At 49.3% G+C, this 17500-nt stretch carries 23 protein-coding genes; 15 read left to right on the top strand and 8 right to left on the bottom strand.

The genetic code is table 11. The annotated features are described in order from the left end of the window. Positions 1-6: 6 nt before the first annotated feature. Genes lptB through NV375_RS06885 form a run of 5 tightly spaced genes read right to left on the bottom strand, consistent with a single transcriptional unit; the run spans position 7 to position 3354 of the window. A complete protein-coding gene (gene lptB / locus NV375_RS06905) occupies positions 7-732 on the bottom strand; it encodes an LPS export ABC transporter ATP-binding protein (RefSeq protein WP_258807445.1) in 726 nt (241 codons plus the stop codon). Next, a complete protein-coding gene (gene lptA, locus NV375_RS06900; RefSeq protein ID WP_258807444.1) occupies positions 713-1198 on the bottom strand; it encodes a lipopolysaccharide transport periplasmic protein LptA in 486 nt (161 codons plus the stop codon). Before lptA ends, lptB begins: the two co-directional genes overlap by 20 nt. A 49-nt stretch (positions 1199-1247) precedes the next feature. Continuing rightward, positions 1248-1817, bottom strand: coding sequence for an LPS export ABC transporter periplasmic protein LptC (gene lptC / locus NV375_RS06895; protein ID WP_258807443.1), 570 nt, complete (start codon positions 1815-1817; stop codon positions 1248-1250). Continuing rightward, positions 1814-2374 (bottom strand): 3-deoxy-manno-octulosonate-8-phosphatase KdsC, encoded by a 561-nt coding sequence (gene kdsC / locus NV375_RS06890; RefSeq protein WP_258807442.1) that lies wholly within the window; start codon positions 2372-2374, stop codon positions 1814-1816. Before kdsC ends, lptC begins: the two co-directional genes overlap by 4 nt. Further along, complete coding sequence (locus NV375_RS06885) at positions 2374-3354, bottom strand: KpsF/GutQ family sugar-phosphate isomerase (RefSeq protein ID WP_258807441.1); 981 nt, start codon at positions 3352-3354, stop codon at positions 2374-2376. Before NV375_RS06885 ends, kdsC begins: the two co-directional genes overlap by 1 nt. Positions 3355-3548: 194 nt before the next feature. Between NV375_RS06885 and NV375_RS06880 the strand changes: the two genes are divergently transcribed. From NV375_RS06880 to murA, 7 genes are read left to right on the top strand one after another with little or no spacing between them, the layout of a single operon-like run. Beyond that, the gene (locus NV375_RS06880; RefSeq protein WP_258807959.1) at positions 3549-4373 is read left to right on the top strand and encodes an ATP-binding cassette domain-containing protein; all 825 of its coding nucleotides are present in this window, start codon (positions 3549-3551) and stop codon (positions 4371-4373) included. Continuing rightward, positions 4363-5139, top strand: coding sequence for a lipid asymmetry maintenance ABC transporter permease subunit MlaE (gene mlaE, locus NV375_RS06875; RefSeq protein ID WP_126771655.1), 777 nt, complete (start codon positions 4363-4365; stop codon positions 5137-5139). The genes NV375_RS06880 and mlaE overlap by 11 nt, the downstream gene beginning before the upstream one ends. Before the next feature lie 6 nt (positions 5140-5145). Further along, positions 5146-5613: an outer membrane lipid asymmetry maintenance protein MlaD gene (gene mlaD, locus NV375_RS06870; protein ID WP_258807440.1), complete on the top strand. Its 468-nt coding sequence runs from the start codon at positions 5146-5148 to the stop codon at positions 5611-5613. A 9-nt stretch (positions 5614-5622) separates the two neighbouring features. Next, a complete protein-coding gene (locus NV375_RS06865; RefSeq protein ID WP_258807438.1) occupies positions 5623-6285 on the top strand; it encodes a phospholipid-binding protein MlaC in 663 nt (220 codons plus the stop codon). 1 nt (position 6286) lies between these two features. Further along, on the top strand, positions 6287-6580 hold the full coding sequence (locus NV375_RS06860; RefSeq protein WP_157980878.1) for a lipid asymmetry maintenance protein MlaB: 294 nt from the start codon (positions 6287-6289) through the stop codon (positions 6578-6580). 29 nt (positions 6581-6609) lie between these two features. Then, positions 6610-6867 carry a BolA family protein gene (locus NV375_RS06855; protein WP_258807437.1) on the top strand — a complete coding sequence of 86 codons (258 nt, stop codon included), beginning with the start codon at positions 6610-6612 and terminating at the stop codon, positions 6865-6867. 15 nt (positions 6868-6882) lie between these two features. After that, positions 6883-8139: a UDP-N-acetylglucosamine 1-carboxyvinyltransferase gene (gene murA, locus NV375_RS06850; RefSeq protein ID WP_258807436.1), complete on the top strand. Its 1257-nt coding sequence runs from the start codon at positions 6883-6885 to the stop codon at positions 8137-8139. A gap of 12 nt (positions 8140-8151) precedes the next feature. On the opposite strand, the gene NV375_RS06845 is transcribed toward murA, so the two are convergent. The 3 genes from NV375_RS06845 to NV375_RS06835 form a co-directional block, all read right to left on the bottom strand. Continuing rightward, positions 8152-9201, bottom strand: a complete 1050-nt coding sequence (locus NV375_RS06845; RefSeq protein WP_258807435.1) for a trypsin-like peptidase domain-containing protein — start codon at positions 9199-9201, stop codon at positions 8152-8154. Between the two features lie 126 nt (positions 9202-9327). Beyond that, entirely contained in the window at positions 9328-10677 is a 1350-nt protein-coding gene (locus NV375_RS06840; RefSeq protein ID WP_258807434.1) for a DegQ family serine endoprotease, read from the bottom strand. A gap of 94 nt (positions 10678-10771) precedes the next feature. Beyond that, positions 10772-11209, bottom strand: coding sequence for a YhcB family protein (locus NV375_RS06835; RefSeq protein ID WP_258239851.1), 438 nt, complete (start codon positions 11207-11209; stop codon positions 10772-10774). 91 nt (positions 11210-11300) lie between these two features. On the opposite strand from NV375_RS06835, the gene zapE reads away from it, so the two are divergent. The 8 genes from zapE (at position 11301) to sspB (ending at position 17482) form a co-directional block, all read left to right on the top strand. Further along, positions 11301-12404, top strand: coding sequence for a cell division protein ZapE (gene zapE, locus NV375_RS06830; protein ID WP_258807958.1), 1104 nt, complete (start codon positions 11301-11303; stop codon positions 12402-12404). A gap of 299 nt (positions 12405-12703) precedes the next feature. Next, entirely contained in the window at positions 12704-13132 is a 429-nt protein-coding gene (rplM, locus tag NV375_RS06825; protein ID WP_126771637.1) for a 50S ribosomal protein L13, read from the top strand. A 17-nt stretch (positions 13133-13149) separates the two neighbouring features. Next, positions 13150-13542: a 30S ribosomal protein S9 gene (gene rpsI, locus NV375_RS06820; protein WP_034731302.1), complete on the top strand. Its 393-nt coding sequence runs from the start codon at positions 13150-13152 to the stop codon at positions 13540-13542. A 230-nt stretch (positions 13543-13772) separates the two neighbouring features. Continuing rightward, positions 13773-14363: a ubiquinol-cytochrome c reductase iron-sulfur subunit gene (gene petA, locus NV375_RS06815; protein WP_258807432.1), complete on the top strand. Its 591-nt coding sequence runs from the start codon at positions 13773-13775 to the stop codon at positions 14361-14363. Then, positions 14363-15625, top strand: a complete 1263-nt coding sequence (locus NV375_RS06810) for a cytochrome bc complex cytochrome b subunit (RefSeq protein ID WP_373567106.1) — start codon at positions 14363-14365, stop codon at positions 15623-15625. Before petA ends, NV375_RS06810 begins: the two co-directional genes overlap by 1 nt. Further along, complete coding sequence (locus tag NV375_RS06805; protein ID WP_258807957.1) at positions 15625-16377, top strand: cytochrome c1; 753 nt, start codon at positions 15625-15627, stop codon at positions 16375-16377. Before NV375_RS06810 ends, NV375_RS06805 begins: the two co-directional genes overlap by 1 nt. 11 nt (positions 16378-16388) lie before the next feature. Next, complete coding sequence (sspA, locus tag NV375_RS06800; protein WP_258807431.1) at positions 16389-17018, top strand: stringent starvation protein SspA; 630 nt, start codon at positions 16389-16391, stop codon at positions 17016-17018. Continuing rightward, positions 17015-17482: a ClpXP protease specificity-enhancing factor gene (gene sspB, locus NV375_RS06795; protein ID WP_405035606.1), complete on the top strand. Its 468-nt coding sequence runs from the start codon at positions 17015-17017 to the stop codon at positions 17480-17482. Before sspA ends, sspB begins: the two co-directional genes overlap by 4 nt. The last annotated feature ends 18 nt before the right edge of the window (positions 17483-17500 follow it).

Raw genomic sequence — 17500 nt, 5'->3', positions numbered from 1 at the left:
ACGCGGCTACAGAGTGAATTGGTCGCCTAGATAGACGTCTTTCACCTGCTGGTTACTTAAAATAGTATGGGCGTCCCCCTGTGCGATCAACTCCCCATGGCTAACAATATAGGCATGCTCACAAACGGAGAGGGTTTCACGTACATTGTGATCGGTGATCAGGACGCCAATACCGCGCTGGCGAAGATGTTCGATGATTTTCTTGATGTCGATAACAGAAATGGGGTCGACCCCAGCGAAAGGCTCGTCGAGGAGAATAAATTCAGGCTCTGCCGCTAGGGCGCGAGCGATTTCTACGCGTCGACGTTCACCACCTGAGAGACTCATACCCAAGCTGTTGGCGATGTGACCGATGTGAAATTCTTCGAGTAATTCATCAAGCTTTTCTTCGCGGCCGTTATTGTCGAGATCTTTGCGTGTTTCGAGAATGGCGAGAATATTGTCGCGTACGGTAAGCTTGCGAAAAATAGATGACTCTTGCGGCAAATAGCCGATTCCCTTGCGTGCACGCTCGTGCATCGGCAACAACGAGATGTCATTGTCATCGAGTAAAATGCGACCTTTGTCATGATTGACGAGACCGACAATCATATAAAACGTCGTCGTTTTACCTGCACCATTTGGACCCAGCAGACCGATGACTTTGCCCGACTCTACGGTAAGACTGACGTCTTTGACGACTTGCCGTTTTTTATAGGCTTTTGCTAGATGTTCAACGGTTAATTGGCTCATTATCGTCTTCGTTCTTTTTACTTGGCTGGAAAATAGTCGTCACGCGATCGCTTTCGTCTTCGCCGCGAATTGCACGCATTTGCTGCGTCGCGAAGTTATAAACAATCTCATGGCCCTGAATTTGGCTGCCTGCTTGCGTTACTTTGACGTCACCTGACATGGTAAGCACTTGGGCGTTTTCGTCATAGCGAATCATCGCGGCTTCGGCGCGAATAATGTTGCCGTCTTCCAGCTCTTGCTGATAGGTGGCTGGGCTTCCTTCCGCAGTAAAGCTGCGCGATCCCGTCTCGCTATTTTCCGCTACTTCAAGGTGGTCGGCGGTGATGCGCAGCGTGCCTTGGGTGATGACGACATTCTCTTCGAACACGGCAATTTTGTTTTGAATATCAAACCAGTCACGTTCCGAGTCAACCTCGATGTTCTGTTCAAAGTCAGCTTTGCCCTGCGCAAAAGCGCTGGGACTCATGACACAGCCTAATAGCAGTGTTGCCAGCGCATAATACGTGAAGTAATGCTTAAGGCTGTTGCGTACGTTTGTAAGTGGTTTGTACATGTTCATTCAATTCCAATGTTTCGGCATTCAAGTCGGCAATCATACCATTACCACGGACTAAAAAGTTGCGCCCATAAATGGTAACTGGTTCGTCAGTGCTCATCGTTTCAGCAAGGGTATCGATGGTCAGATAGTTGGTTTCAACACGCTCTAAATAGTCATTGTCGGTCATGTGAGTGATCACGATGTCGCGTTCAAGTACTAGCGTTTTGTCGTCATAAAATGAGCCTTGCTCAGCGACGACCTGCCACTCACTCTGATTTCCCGCCACACGCACTTGGTATTGCGGGGCCATGAGCTCAGTTAAACCAATTGGACTGTAATGGGTCATTTTGGTTGCATTGATGCGATGGATAAGCTCGCCGTCAGTGTTGTAAACACGCGTGCGTAAGCCTTCGGCAATAAAATCCGGTGGCACTTCCTGAAAGAGGTCGCTGTCTCCGGCATCTTCGGCTTGATCGAACGGCCGCCAGATGAGCAAGGCACCGAGCAAAAATAAAATAGCGAGGATCCAACCTAATTGGCGGTTCATAGACTGACTCCACCTTGCAGTTGCAAGTGGCCTTGGCTAAGTAGAATCAAGTCACTTAACTCACGCACAGCGCCAAAGCCACCACTCATGCTGGTTACATAATCGGCTTGCTGCTGCACCCACGGATGCGCGTCTTGAGGGGCCACGCCGACACCTGCACGTTGAATCATGACAACATCAGGCACGTCATCGCCAATACTGGCAATGGCGCTGTCTTTGAGTTGGTATTTCTCGGCGAGTTTTTGGTACACCGCAAGCTTTTCGGTGGTGCCTTGAAAAATATCTTTCACGCCAAGCGCTTGCATACGTTGCTCAACGATCGCGGAGCGGCGTCCGGTAACTACCGCTACCTGCACGTTATTGGCAAGTAATGCCTTGACGCCAAAGCCATCGCGAGTGTGAAAACTTTTCAGCTCTTCGCCGTCGTTACCTAGATAAATACGGCCATCGGAAAAGACGCCATCGACATCGCATATCACAAGGCGGATCGCTTGAAGGCTGGCGAACAGCGATTCACTAATGTCGCCGTACCAGGTACTGACGGTTGCTTGCGTCATTACATTACCCCTGCTTTTAACAGATCATGCATGTTCAAGGCGCCGCGCACTGTACCGTCACGATCCACGGCGAAAAGACCATTAATCTTTTTGTCTTCCATCAGTTTAAGGCCTTCGGCTGCAAGCACGTCAGCACTAATTGTGATGGGGTTGCGGGTCATCACTTGGGTTATTGCGGCTTGATGCACATCAATGCGTTGGTCCAAAATACGGCGTAAGTCACCGTCGGTAAACACGCCAACGAGTTGTTGTTGATCATCAACCACGCCGGTCATCCCCAATCCTTTACGTGACATTTCGAGCAAGGCCTCACTTAGCGTCGCCTGTTCAGTCACCAACGGCATGCGCTCGCCACTATGCATAACGTCGTGAATGTGCAGTAATAAACGTCGACCCAAGCTACCGCCAGGGTGCGACATAGCAAAGTCATCTGCAGTAAATCCACGTGCATGCAGCAGTGCGACAGCCAAAGCGTCGCCCATCGCGAGCGTAGCGGTGGTCGATGAAGTGGGGGCTAAACCAAGCGGGCATGCTTCTTGCTCTACGGCGATACAAATATGTACGTCGGCTAATTCTGCGAGCGTCGATTGCGGGTTCCCGGTCATACTGATCAGGTGGGCACCGCGGCGTTTGATAAGCGGGGCAATACTTAGGACTTCGCCAGTTTCGCCGGAATTCGATATCGCTAACACCACGTCATCGGCGGTGATCATCCCCAAGTCGCCATGGCTGGCTTCACCAGGGTGAACGAAAAACGCGGGCGTACCTGTCGAAGCAAGGGTGGCGGCAATTTTTCCGCCAATATGCCCGGATTTACCCATGCCGATCACAATGACACGTCCTTTACAGGCCAGAAGGTATTCACAGGCCTGAGTAAAGGTGTCATCTAAAAAGCGTTTCAAGTCGCTGATTGAGCGTGCTTCAATATCGAGAACCGAGGCCGCAAGCGAAGTGAAAGTGTCTGTTTTTGCCGCTGTCATGCTTAACCTTATATCGACTATCAAGTAGCAATAGTGCAATCATAACCGATCGATTCTGCAAATGCAGACGTAAAACTGCTTACAGTGAATGATTTGTCACAAATTTTACCGCTAGCGGCTAGGGAAACCCCTCGTTTTCAGGTAAACTAGGCGGTCGGAAACGGAAGGAAGAACCTGCTATGACAAGCGCTCAGATGGATGATCTTATTGTCATCGAAAATCTGGACTTTGCGCACAGTTACGGTGCGCATCAGGTCTATAAAGGCCTCAGTTTGCGGATCCCGCGCGGTAAGATAACGGCGATCATGGGGCCCAGCGGTATCGGTAAGACAACTTTGCTGCGGCTTATCGGCGGTCAACTCAAACCGCAACGCGGCACTATCGAATTCGCGGGTTACAACATCCCCGAGTTATCACGTAGCCATCTTTATGAGCAACGTAAACGCATGAGTATGTTGTTCCAGAGTGGCGCTTTGTTCACCGACATGTCGGTGTACGACAATATTGCTTTTCCGTTGCGCGAACACAGTAAACTCAGCGAAGAAATCATTGAAACCATCGTGCTGATGAAGCTCGAAGCGGTCGGCTTGCGTGGTGCCCGGCATCTCATGCCTGCGGAATTGTCAGGTGGCATGGCGCGGCGTGCAGCTTTAGCACGGGCCATCGCGCTTGACCCCGAATTGATCATGTACGATGAGCCTTTCGCGGGGCAAGATCCGATTTCCATGGGTGTTATCGTCAAATTGATTAAATCGTTGAATAACTCATTAGGCTTGACCAGTGTGGTGGTCACCCATGACGTAGCAGAAGTATTAACCATTGCCGACAAAGTCGTGATTATTGCGGACAAGAAAGTGGTCGCTGAAGGGTCTCCGGAAGAATTAAAGAACTCCGATGATCCTTTAATCCACCAATTCCTTTCCGGTGAGGCTGATGGCCCGGTGCCTTTCCATTATCGTGCGCCAAGCCTAGCCGAAGAGATTTTAGGTGCGCAGCAAGGAGAGTCTCATGCTGGATAGAATTGCAGGCTTGGGCAAAGCAGTGCTGGATAGCATTGCTGGCGCTGGCCAAGCCATGGTGATGTTGCTGCGAGCGCTAATTGGTAAACCACAGTTACGTAAATCATGGCCTTTGCTGATGCAGCAAATGTATTCCGTTGGCGTACTGTCGCTCATTATTATTGTCGTAAGTGGCTTGTTTATCGGGATGGTTTTGGGCCTACAAGGCTATACCATTCTGGTTGATTTTGGGGCTGAGCAAAGCTTGGGCCCGATGGTCGCTTTGTCACTGCTGCGTGAGTTAGGCCCAGTGGTCACCGCATTATTATTTGCTGGGCGCGCTGGCTCTGCGTTGACGGCCGAAATTGGTCTGATGAAAGCAACTGAGCAATTATCGAGCTTGGAGATGATGGCCGTTGATCCATTACGCCGTGTGATTTCACCGCGCTTTTGGGCTGGCTTTTACAGTATGCCATTGCTGGCGCTGATTTTTTCGGCGGTCGGCATTTACGGCGGTTATTTAGTCGGTGTGCGTTGGTTGGGCGTCGATGACGGTGCATTTTGGTCGGTCATGCAAGCTAATGTCGAGTGGGGACAAGATATTCTCAATGGCATTATCAAAAGTTTAGTTTTTGCATTCGTAGTGACTTGGATTGCCCTGCACAAGGGTTATCACTGTGTACCCACCTCGGTAGGTATTAGTCGCGCGACAACGTCAACGGTGGTGACTGCATCCTTAGCGGTCCTAGGTCTCGATTTTGTTCTCACTGCACTCATGTTTGGATAAATAGTTATGGAATCAAGAAATACGCAGTTAGCAGTTGGTTTTTTTGTCATTATTGGCGTGTTGGCACTGTTGTTTTTGGGGCTTCGTGCAGCGAACACGAATTTTTCCAGTAATGGTGAAACTTATAAATTATATGCAAAGTTCGACAACATTGGTGGTCTGAAAGAGCGTTCTCCAGTTAAAGTAGGTGGCGTTGTTGTTGGTCGAGTGAGCAAAATCACTCTGGACGGTGATTATTATGAGCCGTTGGTCGAAATGACGATTAGCAAAGATTACGATGAATTTTCGGATACTTCATCGGTCTCAATTCTAACGTCAGGTTTGTTAGGCGAGCAGTACATTGGCCTAAGCCCAGGATTTATTGACGATACCGTTGAAATGTTGGATGACGGGGATTATATCCACGATACAAAATCGGCCTTGGTACTCGAAGATTTGATTGGCCAATTCTTGTTTAGCCAAGGCAATGACTAAGGAGTCATTATGAAAACTTTATCGGCATTGATGTTGACAGCGTTGTTGGTGGTCACCGGAGGAGTTGCAAAAGCGAACTCCGATGTGGTGCGCGATGAAAATCCTTATACATTGCTTGAGCGTGTGGCGAATAAAACGGCTGAGCGCATCGCCAATGATCGACCTAAAATCGATGAAGATTTGGATTATTTGCGTGAGATTATTCGTGAGGAGTTGATGCCTTACGTTGATTCTACTTACGCCGCAAAACGTGTGCTCGGGCGCAACCTTAAAGATACGACAGCCGAACAGCGGCAGCAATTCTATGCGGTATTTCGTGAGTATTTGATTGCCACTTATGGCCGTGCTTTTACCCAATACGACGAAAACAAACATCAGTTTGAATTTGAGCGTGCGCGTGAGCTGGGCCCAGAGGATCGCATGGTTGAAGTGAATACGCGTCTCATCGAAGAAGGTCGCCCACCGATTCGTTTGGATTTTAAATTGCGCTACGACGATGACGAGCGTTTGTGGAAAGCCTACGACTTGGTGGTCGAAGGTGTCAGCTTGTTGAACAGTAAAGCGGCAGAAATCTCTTCGGTGATCCGTAGCCGTGGTATCGATGGCACGATTGAACTGTTACGTGAGAAGTCGCAAGATCCAATTCAACCGTATCAAGAAGGGCAAAGCTAGGATGACAGGGTTTGCTTGGCAACAGCATGACGGTAAGCTCATCTTTAGCGGTGAGCTTACGCGCGCAACTGTGCCACAGGCGTGGCAAGAGCGTGCGCAGTGGCACCAAGGTGAGCAACAGTTAACTGTCGACTTGGCAGCGCTTGAGCATGTTGATTCGGCTGGTGTTGCTATGCTGTTGCAGCTCAAGAAATACTTATTAGAAAAGCAGTGTGAACTAACGATCTCGAAACCGAGTCAACAGTTTAAAGCCATTGTCGATGTTAGTGGCGCTACTGACCTCTTGGCGATATAAAATTCCGAACACGAGAAGAACAGAGATTCATGACAACCGACGATATTCAACAACGACTGCAAGACGCACTTGAGCTCGATGATTTACTGGTGAAAGTCGAAGGCAGTCATGCGAACATTACCGCAGTAAGTGAGATTTTTGCTGACATGAGCCGCGTCAAGAAGCAGCAAACGGTCTATGCACCTCTTAAAAAACTTATTGCGAGCGGCGAACTGCATGCTGTATCCATTAAAACCTACACACCGACCGAGTGGCAACGCGAGAAAAAACTCGCAATGTTGAGTTAAAGAGAGTTTCGCGTTATGCAAAAATTTGTAATCACGGGTGGCCAAGCTTTGCGTGGCGAAGTTGTAATTTCTGGTGCAAAGAACGCCGCCTTGCCAATTCTAATGGCTAGTTTGCTCGCTACTGATGATGTTGAAATTAGTAATGTTCCAGCCCTACAAGATGTTCGCACCTCGTTAAAGCTACTTGCCGACCTTGGGGTGGGCAGTACCCAACGCGATAGCAACAGCTACGTTATTCATCCGCAGCAACTGACCAATCACATCGCGAGTTATGACTTGGTTAAAACCATGCGTGCATCGATTTTGGTGTTGGGGCCACTCTTGGCTCGTTCTGGTAAAGCACAAGTATCGCTACCGGGCGGTTGCGCTATTGGCGCCCGTCCAGTGAATTTGCACATTGAAGGTTTACGGCAAATGGGCGCGCACATTACCGTCGAGAACGGCTACATTAATGCCGAAGTGGACGGTCGTCTGCAAGGTGCGCAGATTCTTCTTGATACGGTGAGTGTTACTGGCACCGAGAACCTAATGATGGCTGCCACTTTAGCCGACGGTGTCACGACGATTGAAAATGCCGCGCGTGAACCTGAGGTAGTTGATTTAGCCAACTTTTTGAATGCCTTGGGCGCTGACGTGCGTGGTGCGGGCAGTGACACCATTGAAATTCACGGTGTCGAGCAATTGCATGGTGGCCATTACTCCGTTCAGCCTGATCGTATTGAAACCGGAACCTTTTTGGTAGCGGCACTCGTTACCGGTGGTGATGTGACGTGTAAGAATACCGATCCGACAATGCTTGATGCGGTGATGAAAAAACTCACCGAAGCGGGCGCTAAGATCAGCAAGGGTGACGATTGGATTCGCATTGAGGCACCGGCGCGGCCGAAACCTGTGAATGTGATTACCGCGCCTCATCCGGCGTTTCCAACGGATATGCAAGCGCAGTTTTGTGCGTTGAATGCGATTGCGGATGGCTCTGGATGGGTGCGTGAGACGATTTTTGAAAATCGCTTCATGCATGTGCCAGAACTCCAGCGTATGGGCGCGCAAATTGAGCTTGAGGGCAATACCGCGATTTGCAAAGGGGTTGCGGAATTGGCGGGCGCGCAAGTCATGTGTACCGATTTACGCGCTTCAGCGTCATTGGTCATCGCCGGCTTAGTAGCGAAGGGACAAACCACCGTCGAGCGTATCTATCATATCGATCGCGGCTACGAAGCTATCGAGAAGAAACTTACTGCGCTTGGCGCCAGAATTGAAAGACAAAGCTGAGCGCCAAGTTCACTAGCGCAATTTGCTAATGGTTACCGTGGTGGTGAGTTCTTCATTACCACGGATGAACCGCACTTCGAGTTCCGTTCCTGGAGCTGTATTGGAAATCAGCGCAAGACCTTCTTGCGAAGAGGCAATGGGTTCACCGGCGATTTCAATAATGTAGTCCTCGGCACGTAATCCTGCGCGTTCGGCTGGACTATTGCTATCGACGCCAGTGACGAGAATGCCTGGTTGTTGTTGGGTTTGTGGGCGGTCGCCCGTATTCACGCCTAGGTAACCACGAACCACTTCACCTTCTTCAATCAACTTGGTCATGATGTCATAGGCGAGTGCGTAAGGAACTGCAAAGTAAATACCCTCGACTCCCTGACCTGCTGGACCGCGGAATTGCGCATTATTAATCCCGACAAGGTAGCCTTCGCTATTGACTAAAGCGCCGCCTGAGGCACCCTCATTAATCACTGCGTCCATTTGCAATAAATCGGCATGGCTATTAATCACGCCCATGCGACCACCGGTTGCACTAATAATTCCCTGAGTTATGGTTTGGCCAAGGTTCAGGGGGTTGCCGATGGCCAGTACCACATCGCCGACACTTGCACGTAGCTGTTGATCTTGTGGGATGACCGGTAAGTTATCGAGCTCAATACGTAAAACGGCTAGATCTGTGATGGGATCTGAACCAATAACCTGGGCACTGGTTTGTCGACCATCTTGCAGGGCAACTTGGATGCTGCTGACATTGGCGACCACGTGGGCAGCGGTAAGTACGTGACCAACGTTATCCATAATGATGCCAGAGCCAAGCCGCAACACGGTATTTGGGCGTCGATTGTAATAGGAGCCGCGAACCTCTGACAGACTATAAATATTCACCACTGCGGGAGCTGCGCGATTGACGGCTTTAGCAAAACTGACGGGCTGCTCAGGCGCAGCGCGGTTGGCTTGCCAAGCGCTAATGTAGGGTTGCACCCAAATGACTACAGCAGCAACGACGAGTCCAAGTGCAATCGAGCGCAAAAGATAACGAAGCCAATGACTGGATGAGCGTTGCTGCATGTGAGATGTCCATTCGATTTATTGTAATAAGCAAAAGCATACCACTTCTGCAAAAAAGAAGGCAGCCCCTACGAGGCTGCCTTATCAATGTGCGCTGTGATTTTTGATGCTTCTTTGTAGATGGGGTTAACCACCACGTAAAACAAGGTAGAGCGATGAATTTCCGCGGCGAATATTTAATGCTACGACACCGTCCGCACTGTCGAGTGCAGAGCGTAATTCGCTCACCGAGTTTACCGGTTTACGATTCACGGCAACGATAACATCGTCTTTACGCAAGCCGTAACGCGCAGCCATTGAACCCTCTTCAAGTTCGGTGATGGTGATACCGCCGCCATCACTTGGCGCCAACGTTGCACCTTGCAGTGCGGGGTGTAACTGCTCAGCTTCAACTGCGGTTTCATCGGCCGACAAGGTGACTTCAAAAGTACGTTTGTCGCCGTCCCGTAACACGGTGATGTCAAAAGGTTTACCGACGCCTAAGGTTTTTACCCGGGCACTTAAATCAGCAAAGCTACGAACTTTTTCGCCATTAACAGCAGTGATAACGTCACCTGACTGCAAACCCGCCTCGGCTGCGGCGCTATCGGGCACGACTTCGGCAATAAAGGCACCTTGGTTGGCATCTAGATTCAACGCTTTGGCAATGTCAGGGGTCAAGTCGTTACCGCGCACGCCGAGCACGCCGCGCCGTACTTCGCCAAACTCGATAAGTTGTTGCACGAGGGCTTCCATCATGTCCGATGGAATTGCGAAACCGATTCCGATATTGCCACCATTAGGACCCAAGATCGCGGTGTTGATGCCAATTAGCTTGCCGTCAAGCGTAACTAGGGCTCCACCAGAGTTACCGCTGTTAATCGCAGCATCGGTTTGAATAAAGTTTTCAATTTCTTCGATGCCTAAACCACTGCGACCCAATGCGCTGACAATCCCAGACGTTACTGTTTGGCCTAGTCCAAAGGGGTTGCCAATCGCCACCACAAAATCACCGACACGTAGATCTGCAGAACTACCGATTTCTATTTCGGTTAAGTCTTTGCCGTCTTTGATTTTGAGCAATGCTATATCAGAGTTGGCGTCTGTACCAATAACTTCGGCATCAAATTGCTCGCCATCTTTCAGGGTAACGAGAATTTCGCTGGCGCCGTCAATCACATGATTGTTGGTAACCACATAGCCATTTTCGGCATCGATGATGACACCAGAACCCAGACCACGGAACGGTCGTTCTTGAACCTGTTCGCGCGGACCATTCGGACCAAAGAAGAAGCGGAACATATCAGGAATGCGTTGCCGAACTTCGCGACTGCCTTTGACCGAGATGTTGACGACAGCAGGGGTAACTTCTTCAAGCATCGGCGCCAAGGTTGGCACTTCGTCTTTATTGCTGAAGAAAGGGATATTGGCCTGTGCGCTACCGCCAAGGGTTAACAGGCCCGTAAGTGCTAGAACTGCAATGAACTTTGTTCTCATAGGGTACAGACTCCTTTAATCAACACTTTCATGTGGATTCACATGGTGCAAGTAAAGACCGACCCTAATGAGATAAGTTCAGCTTAAGAATGTTTCAAGATGTTTTTTCTTTAGAGCTTGAAAAAATGCCGCTCTTTTTATCGGAGTAGTCGCGTGGCGGCTGCTCGGTGGTTTCTTTTTTCGCCTGCGAACTATCTTTCTGCAGTTGGCTGGCCATGCGTAATTGCCGCATCGTGTCTTCGGCAAAAAATGGCAAGCTCGGTTGTGCTTGCTCTTGTTGCAGAATTTCTGAACTGTGGCTCAAGTAGGCTTTCAGTTTGTCTTGAGTCTCTTCGAGCTGCTCGACAAGTGCGCTGGCAGTAGCAAAGTGCTCGGCCACTTCTTGTTGATACGCCGCAAGTTGTTCGCGGCTTTGTTGTACTTGCTCGTTCAGGCGCGCCTCGTCAGAATGCTCTTTGAGCCAATAGCGAGCAACGAAAAAACCTACAATAGCTCCTGCTAAAACCAGAAGAATGCCAATGATTGCATTCATAAAAACTCCTTAACAACGCGCTTCACATGATAAACTAGTTGCCCATAGCATAATCCAGAATAGGGTCGAAGTGGTAGTGACAACGCAAAACATCACCCCATTGAGCAAATATGAAGCGGATTTAGCGTCCGGCGGATTCACCCCTGATGCCGCGCAACGACGTGCCGTCGAAGCCTTACAACGATTGTATGATGAGCTATTGCACTACCGTCGCCAGCAAGCAGGCGGCGTGCTAGCAAAGTTAAAGTCATGGCTTGGTAACGAACCCAAAGCCCCACAAGGCATTTATTTTTGGGGTGGGGTAGGCCGAGGTAAAACCTATTTGGTCGATACCTTTTACGAAACCTTGCCATTTGAACAAAAGCTACGGGTTCATTTTCATCGCTTTATGCATCGCGTTCATAAAGAACTTAAAGAGCTAAAAGGCAAGAGCGATCCATTACCCATCATTGCCGATAAACTTGCGAGCGAAGCACAAATTGTCTGCTTTGATGAGTTCTTCGTGCAAGACATTACCGACGCGATGATTCTTGGCACGTTGATGCAAGAGCTCTTCAAGCGCAACGTCGTCCTTGTCGCGACATCAAATATCGTGCCCGATGAGCTCTATAAAAATGGTTTGCAGCGGGCACGTTTTCTACCAGCCATAGAGCTTATTAAAAACCATTGCGAAGTGATTAACGTCGACAGCGGCATCGATTATCGCTTACGCACACTCACGAAAGCAGAAATTTACCATGCCCCGTTAGATACAGAAGCTGACGAAAATTTACAACGCTATTTCACGGAGCTTGCGCCAGACCATTGCAGTCGCAACACTGACGGTACCATCCGCATCAATGGCCGTGATATTCCAGTACGTTTAGAATGCGATGATGTCGTCTTGTTCGACTTTGAGGCTATATGTGGTGGGCCACGTTCGCAAAATGACTATATTGAGCTGGCGCAACTGTATCACGCGGTACTGATCAGCAACGTACCGCAGCTTGGTGGCAATAGCGATGATGCCGCACGGCGTTTTCTCGCCTTGGTTGATGAATTTTACGAGCGCCGCGTGAAGCTGATTTTGTCGGCGGCCGTCCCGTTGGAAGACATCTACACCGACGGCAAGCTGAAGTTTGAATACCAGCGCTGTATTTCGCGCCTGCAAGAAATGCAAAGCCAGGAATACCTAGCCCTTGAGCACAAACCGTAAAAGTAATGGGTAGCCCGTGGTTCTACCACGGGGCATGTCGAATTCAACGAACATGGTCAAAAGGTCAGGTTGGACCCGTGGTAGAACCACGGGTTACGAACAGCGCGTAGCGCGGACGAACAGCGCAGCGGACGAATAACGAATAACGCCGTTGATCTTTTAGCCGGTTTTCCCTATAATCCGCGCAGCCCACGTTACAGGTACAACTAACCAGTGTGTGGCATCGCCACAACGGTTGTTGTGGTTCGCGGGGAAGCCCGGAACTACTGTCGTGAACCTTTAATAAAGAGTAAGTTTCAATGAGTACATTTGTTGCAAAACCAGAAACTGTACAACGTGACTGGTATGTTATTGACGCTGAAGGTAAAACTTTAGGTCGTCTGGCGACTGAAGTAGCCCGTCGCCTACGTGGTAAGCATAAGCCTGAGTACACGCCTCACGTTGATACTGGTGATTACATCATCATCGTTAACGCTGAGAAAGTAGCCGTAACTGGCCGTAAAGCTCAGAACAAGATCTATTATTCACACTCTGGGTATCCAGGTGGTATCAAGGAAATCAACTTCGAAAAGTTGATCGCCAAGAAACCAGAAATGGTCATTCAGAAAGCGGTGAAAGGTATGTTACCTCGTGGTCCACTGGGTCGTGCCATGTTCCGTAAACTGAAAGTATATGCAGGCACCGAGCACAACCATGTTGCTCAACAGCCTAAACAACTTGAAATTTAAGACGGAGCATTAAGAAAATGGCAGAGAATCAATACTACGGTACTGGTCGTCGCAAAAGCTCTACCGCGCGCGTATTCTTGCGTCCGGGCAGCGGCAACATCAGCATCAATAACCGCACTTTAGAAGAATACTTCGGCCGTGAAACAGCACAAATGGTTGTTCGTCAACCGCTTGAGCTTGTTGACATGGTTGAGAAATTCGATTTGTACATCACCGTTAAAGGTGGTGGTTCAAGTGGTCAAGCTGGCGCAGTGCGTCACGGCATCACTCGTGCACTTATGCAATACGACGAAGCGCTACGTGGCGACTTGCGTCGCGCTGGTTACGTTACTCGTGACGCGCGTCAAGTTGAACGTAAGAAAGTTGGCTTGCACAAAGCTCGTAAGCGTCCACAGTTCTCGAAGCGTTAATCGCAAAAATTACCGTTTACGAAACTGTACGTTTCAGCAAAAGCAAAAACCCGGCCATTGTGCCGGGTTTTTTGTCTTTGTCCTTGTAAAAATCAGGGTATTTCTTTATCATCTGAAAGCATTTTTTTGCCGATTGTCTGTGCGCAAAAGCACAAGCAATTCTAACGCAGCAGCTAATTACTGACTTTGCGGCGATGTCCCGCAAAGCGTCCAAACTGGAGAGTAAGTGGATGAGCAATGCGCCTGTAGATAAAGGCCGCCGTCGTTTTCTGACTGTCGCAACCTCTGTGGTTGGTGCAGCAGGCGCGGTGGGTGTTGCCGTTCCTTTCATTGCGTCATGGAACCCGAGTGCGAAAGCGAAAAACGCGGGTGCGCCAGTGGAAGTGAACATCGGAAAAGCCGAGCCGGGTCAAATGATTCGTGTGGAATGGCGTGGTCAGCCTGTATGGGTTGTGCGTCGTACCCCAGAAATGTTGAATAGCCTTGAAGGCTTAGCAGATCAACTGCGTGACCCTAATTCAGAAGAACCACAACAACCAGAATATGCGGCTAACATGTACCGTTCGCGCAAAGAAGAATACTTTGTTGCCGTTGGTATTTGTACGCACCTTGGTTGTTCGCCACAGTATCTTGAAGATTCTTTTGGTGAACAAGTCGAAGGTATTAGCGCTGGTTTCTTCTGCCCTTGTCACGGTTCGAAGTTTGACATCGCTGGTCGTGTGTTCGAAGGCGTACCTGCGCCGTACAATTTGGTGGTGCCGCCGCATTACTACATTGACGACAACACCATTTTGGTGGGTGAAGACGGGGAGCAAGCCTGATGAAAAAACTAATCGCATGGTTTGACGAACGCATTCCGATGACCAAGACGTGGAATATCCACCTCGCGCAATATCCAGCTCCGAAAAACTTTAACTTCTGGTACTTGTTTGGTGTGCTCGCCATGCTGGTACTGGTAAACCAAATCCTCACTGGTATTTGGTTAACAATGAATTATGTGCCTTCTGCAGATGGCGCTTTTGCTTCAGTTGAATACATTATGCGTGATATCGACTACGGTTGGTTGTTGCGTTACATGCATTCGACGGGGGCGTCCGCCTTCTTCGTGGTGGTCTATCTGCATATGTTCCGCGGCATGATGTACGGCTCCTACCAGAAGCCTCGTGAATTGCTGTGGGTCTTCGGTATGCTGATTTTCTTAGTGCTGATGGCCGAAGCCTTTATGGGCTACTTGCTACCTTGGGGACAAATGTCGTACTGGGGTGCTCAGGTTATCATCTCGCTATTCGGTGCGATTCCGATTATTGGCGATGATTTGACGCTATGGATTCGTGGTGACTATGTCATCTCGGGTGCTACGTTGAACCGCTTCTTTGCACTCCACGTGATCGCATTACCATTGGTATTGGTCATTTTGGTGTTCTTACACATCATTGCGTTGCATGAAGTTGGCTCGAACAACCCTGAAGGTATCAATATCAAGAAGCCAAAAGGCTCGGTACCTGAAGAAGAAAAGCCGAAGTTCAAATTCCATGAACGCTTTACCAACAAGTATGACATTGTCGATGCTTTCCCATTCTTCCCGTATTACGTCGTGAAGGATTTAGTAGGTATTGGTATCTTCTTGTTCTTGTTCTGTTACGTGATTTTCTTTGCCCCAGCAATGGGCGGCTTGTTCCTTGAGCCACCGAACTTTGAGCCGGCAAACCCATTGAAAACACCTGAACACATTGCGCCAGTGTGGTATTTCACACCGTTCTACGCCATTTTGCGTGCGGTGCCTGATAAACTGCTTGGTGTCATCTTGATGTTCGGTGCCATTGTCGCGTTGTTCTTGTTGCCTTGGATTGACCGCGGCAAAGTACGCTCGATTCGTTATCGCTGTGGCTTCCACAAGGTTAATTTGACGTTGTTTGTCATTAGCTTTATCGCGCTTGGTTACTTAGGCCTGAAACCAGCAACTGAAGTTTATACTTTCTTTGCGCGGGTCTTCACCTTCTTGTACTTCGCCTTCTTCGTTTTCCTGTTCTTCTACAGCAAAAACGAAAACACGAAGCCAGTTCCAGAGAGGATTACTAAGTGATGAAACAGTTTCTGAAAACGACGCTACTGGTAGCCGCGACAATTTGGTCAGTTGCAGGTTTTGCAGCTGGCCCAACGGTTCCACTTGATGAAGCTAAAGTTGATCTACACGACAAAGCCTCTTTGCAACGTGGTGCGCAGTTGTTCATGAACTACTGCCTGGGCTGTCACTCGATGGAGTATCAACGTTATAACCGTACGTTTAACGACTTAGGTATTCCAGAAGACCTAGGCGAAGCGAACTTGCAGTTTACTGGTGAAAAGGTAGGTGACTTGATCACCAACGCTATGCCGGCTGAAGCTGCAGGCGCATGGTTTGGTACCGCCGCACCAGATTTAACCTTGGTGGCTCGTGTTCGCGGTGCTGACTGGATTTATACCTATCTCCGTTCGTTCTATGTGGATGAGTCGCGCCCGTTTGGCGTGAACAATACGGTGTTCCCAAATGTTGGGATGCCGCACGTTTTGCAAGAGTTGCAAGGTGTGCCACGTAAAACGACTGAACAGCGTATGATTGACGGTGAAATGCAAGACGTTTACGTAGGCATCAAAACCGACGGCAGCGGTATGCTGAGCGAATCTGAATACGACCAAGCAATGTTAGATCTTACTAACTTCTTGGTTTACACCGGTGAACCGATGTTGCTTGAGCAGCGTCGTCTGGGCTGGAAAGTATTCGGTTTCTTACTGGTCTTTACTATTTTAGCTTGGTTACTCAAGCGTGAATTCTTTAAAGACGTGAAGAAGAAATGATGGAGAAAGACATGTCGGTTGCGGCAAATAAACGGTCAGTGATGACCTTGTATTCGGGACGTAATGACCTTCGTAGTCATCAGGCCCGAATCGTTCTCGCAGAGAAAGGCGTGAGTGTTGAAATCACTTACGTTGACAGCGACCAAGTGCCTGAGGACTTGTTACAGTTGAATCCGTATCCGGATGCGCTGCCAACCTTAGTCGATCGTGAGCTGGTTCTCTACAATGCCCACATCATCATGGAATACCTTGATGAACGTTTTCCGCATCCGCCATTGATGCCGGTTTATCCGGTTGCTCGCGGAACCAGTCGCCTCATGATGTATCGCATTGAACGTGACTGGTTCAGCTTGGCTGACTCTATTGAAAAAGGTGGTAAAGGTGTCGAAGCGGCGCGCCAAGAACTCCGCGAAGGTATTCTTGCCTTGGCGCCAATTTTTGCCGATACGCCTTACTTCATGAGCGAAGAATTTACCCTTGTGGACTGTTACTTGGCGCCATTATTGTGGCGCCTGCCAAGTTACGGTATTAGCCTAGAGGGTGCAGCAGCGAAACCGATCAAGGCTTACATGTTGCGCGTTTTTGAACGTGATTCCTTCCAGGAATCGCTGACCGATATCGAGCGAGACCTCGGCCGGTGAGTGATTTAACTGCAATGACCGCACGCCGCCCGTATATGCTTCGGGCGGTGTACGAGTGGTTGGTTGATAATCAATTAACGCCACACCTTGTGGTTGACGCTGAGCAGCCTGGCTGCCAAATTCCTTTCGAGTTTGTCAAAGATGGCCAGATCGTGCTTAACATCGCACCGTCAGCAGTAGGTAATTTGCAGCTCGCCAATGACCGCGTTGAGTTTAACGCGCGTTTCTCTGGTAAACCACATCGGGTTTACGTTCCTATGGTTGCCGTAGTTGCGCTGTACGCACGTGAAAACGGTGCCGGAACCATCTTCGAAGAAGAGCCGCAATTGCAAGATGAAGCAGATGAAGTTGAGTCTACGGCGCCTCAGCAAGGGCCGTCAGCAGTGATTGATGGTGCACAAGACGATGACAAGTCGTCGAAGCCGAGCAAGAGCAAACGGCCCAACCTCAAAGTCATCAAATAATAGGTAGCCCGTGGTTCT

This window comes from Pseudidiomarina sp. CB1 (assembly GCF_024752025.1).
Lineage (GTDB): Bacteria > Pseudomonadota > Gammaproteobacteria > Enterobacterales > Alteromonadaceae > Pseudidiomarina.
The sequence above is the reverse complement of the archived record's forward strand: the minus strand, read 5'-3'. Positions and strand labels throughout refer to the sequence as shown.

Coding starts and splice junctions, on each gene's coding strand:
- lptB (WP_258807445.1), bottom strand. CDS start 732: ATGAGCCAATTAACCGTTGAACATCTAGCAAAAGCCTATAAAAAACGG.
- lptA (WP_258807444.1), bottom strand. CDS start 1,198: ATGAGTCCCAGCGCTTTTGCGCAGGGCAAAGCTGACTTTGAACAGAAC.
- lptC (WP_258807443.1), bottom strand. CDS start 1,817: ATGAACCGCCAATTAGGTTGGATCCTCGCTATTTTATTTTTGCTCGGT.
- kdsC (WP_258807442.1), bottom strand. CDS start 2,374: ATGACGCAAGCAACCGTCAGTACCTGGTACGGCGACATTAGTGAATCG.
- NV375_RS06885 (WP_258807441.1), bottom strand. CDS start 3,354: ATGACAGCGGCAAAAACAGACACTTTCACTTCGCTTGCGGCCTCGGTT.
- NV375_RS06880 (WP_258807959.1), top strand. CDS start 3,549: ATGGATGATCTTATTGTCATCGAAAATCTGGACTTTGCGCACAGTTAC.
- mlaE (WP_126771655.1), top strand. CDS start 4,363: ATGCTGGATAGAATTGCAGGCTTGGGCAAAGCAGTGCTGGATAGCATT.
- mlaD (WP_258807440.1), top strand. CDS start 5,146: ATGGAATCAAGAAATACGCAGTTAGCAGTTGGTTTTTTTGTCATTATT.
- NV375_RS06865 (WP_258807438.1), top strand. CDS start 5,623: ATGAAAACTTTATCGGCATTGATGTTGACAGCGTTGTTGGTGGTCACC.
- NV375_RS06860 (WP_157980878.1), top strand. CDS start 6,287: ATGACAGGGTTTGCTTGGCAACAGCATGACGGTAAGCTCATCTTTAGC.
- NV375_RS06855 (WP_258807437.1), top strand. CDS start 6,610: ATGACAACCGACGATATTCAACAACGACTGCAAGACGCACTTGAGCTC.
- murA (WP_258807436.1), top strand. CDS start 6,883: ATGCAAAAATTTGTAATCACGGGTGGCCAAGCTTTGCGTGGCGAAGTT.
- NV375_RS06845 (WP_258807435.1), bottom strand. CDS start 9,201: ATGCAGCAACGCTCATCCAGTCATTGGCTTCGTTATCTTTTGCGCTCG.
- NV375_RS06840 (WP_258807434.1), bottom strand. CDS start 10,677: ATGAGAACAAAGTTCATTGCAGTTCTAGCACTTACGGGCCTGTTAACC.
- NV375_RS06835 (WP_258239851.1), bottom strand. CDS start 11,209: ATGAATGCAATCATTGGCATTCTTCTGGTTTTAGCAGGAGCTATTGTA.
- rplM (WP_126771637.1), top strand. CDS start 12,704: ATGAGTACATTTGTTGCAAAACCAGAAACTGTACAACGTGACTGGTAT.
- rpsI (WP_034731302.1), top strand. CDS start 13,150: ATGGCAGAGAATCAATACTACGGTACTGGTCGTCGCAAAAGCTCTACC.
- petA (WP_258807432.1), top strand. CDS start 13,773: ATGAGCAATGCGCCTGTAGATAAAGGCCGCCGTCGTTTTCTGACTGTC.
- NV375_RS06810 (WP_373567106.1), top strand. CDS start 14,363: ATGAAAAAACTAATCGCATGGTTTGACGAACGCATTCCGATGACCAAG.
- NV375_RS06805 (WP_258807957.1), top strand. CDS start 15,625: ATGAAACAGTTTCTGAAAACGACGCTACTGGTAGCCGCGACAATTTGG.
- sspA (WP_258807431.1), top strand. CDS start 16,389: ATGTCGGTTGCGGCAAATAAACGGTCAGTGATGACCTTGTATTCGGGA.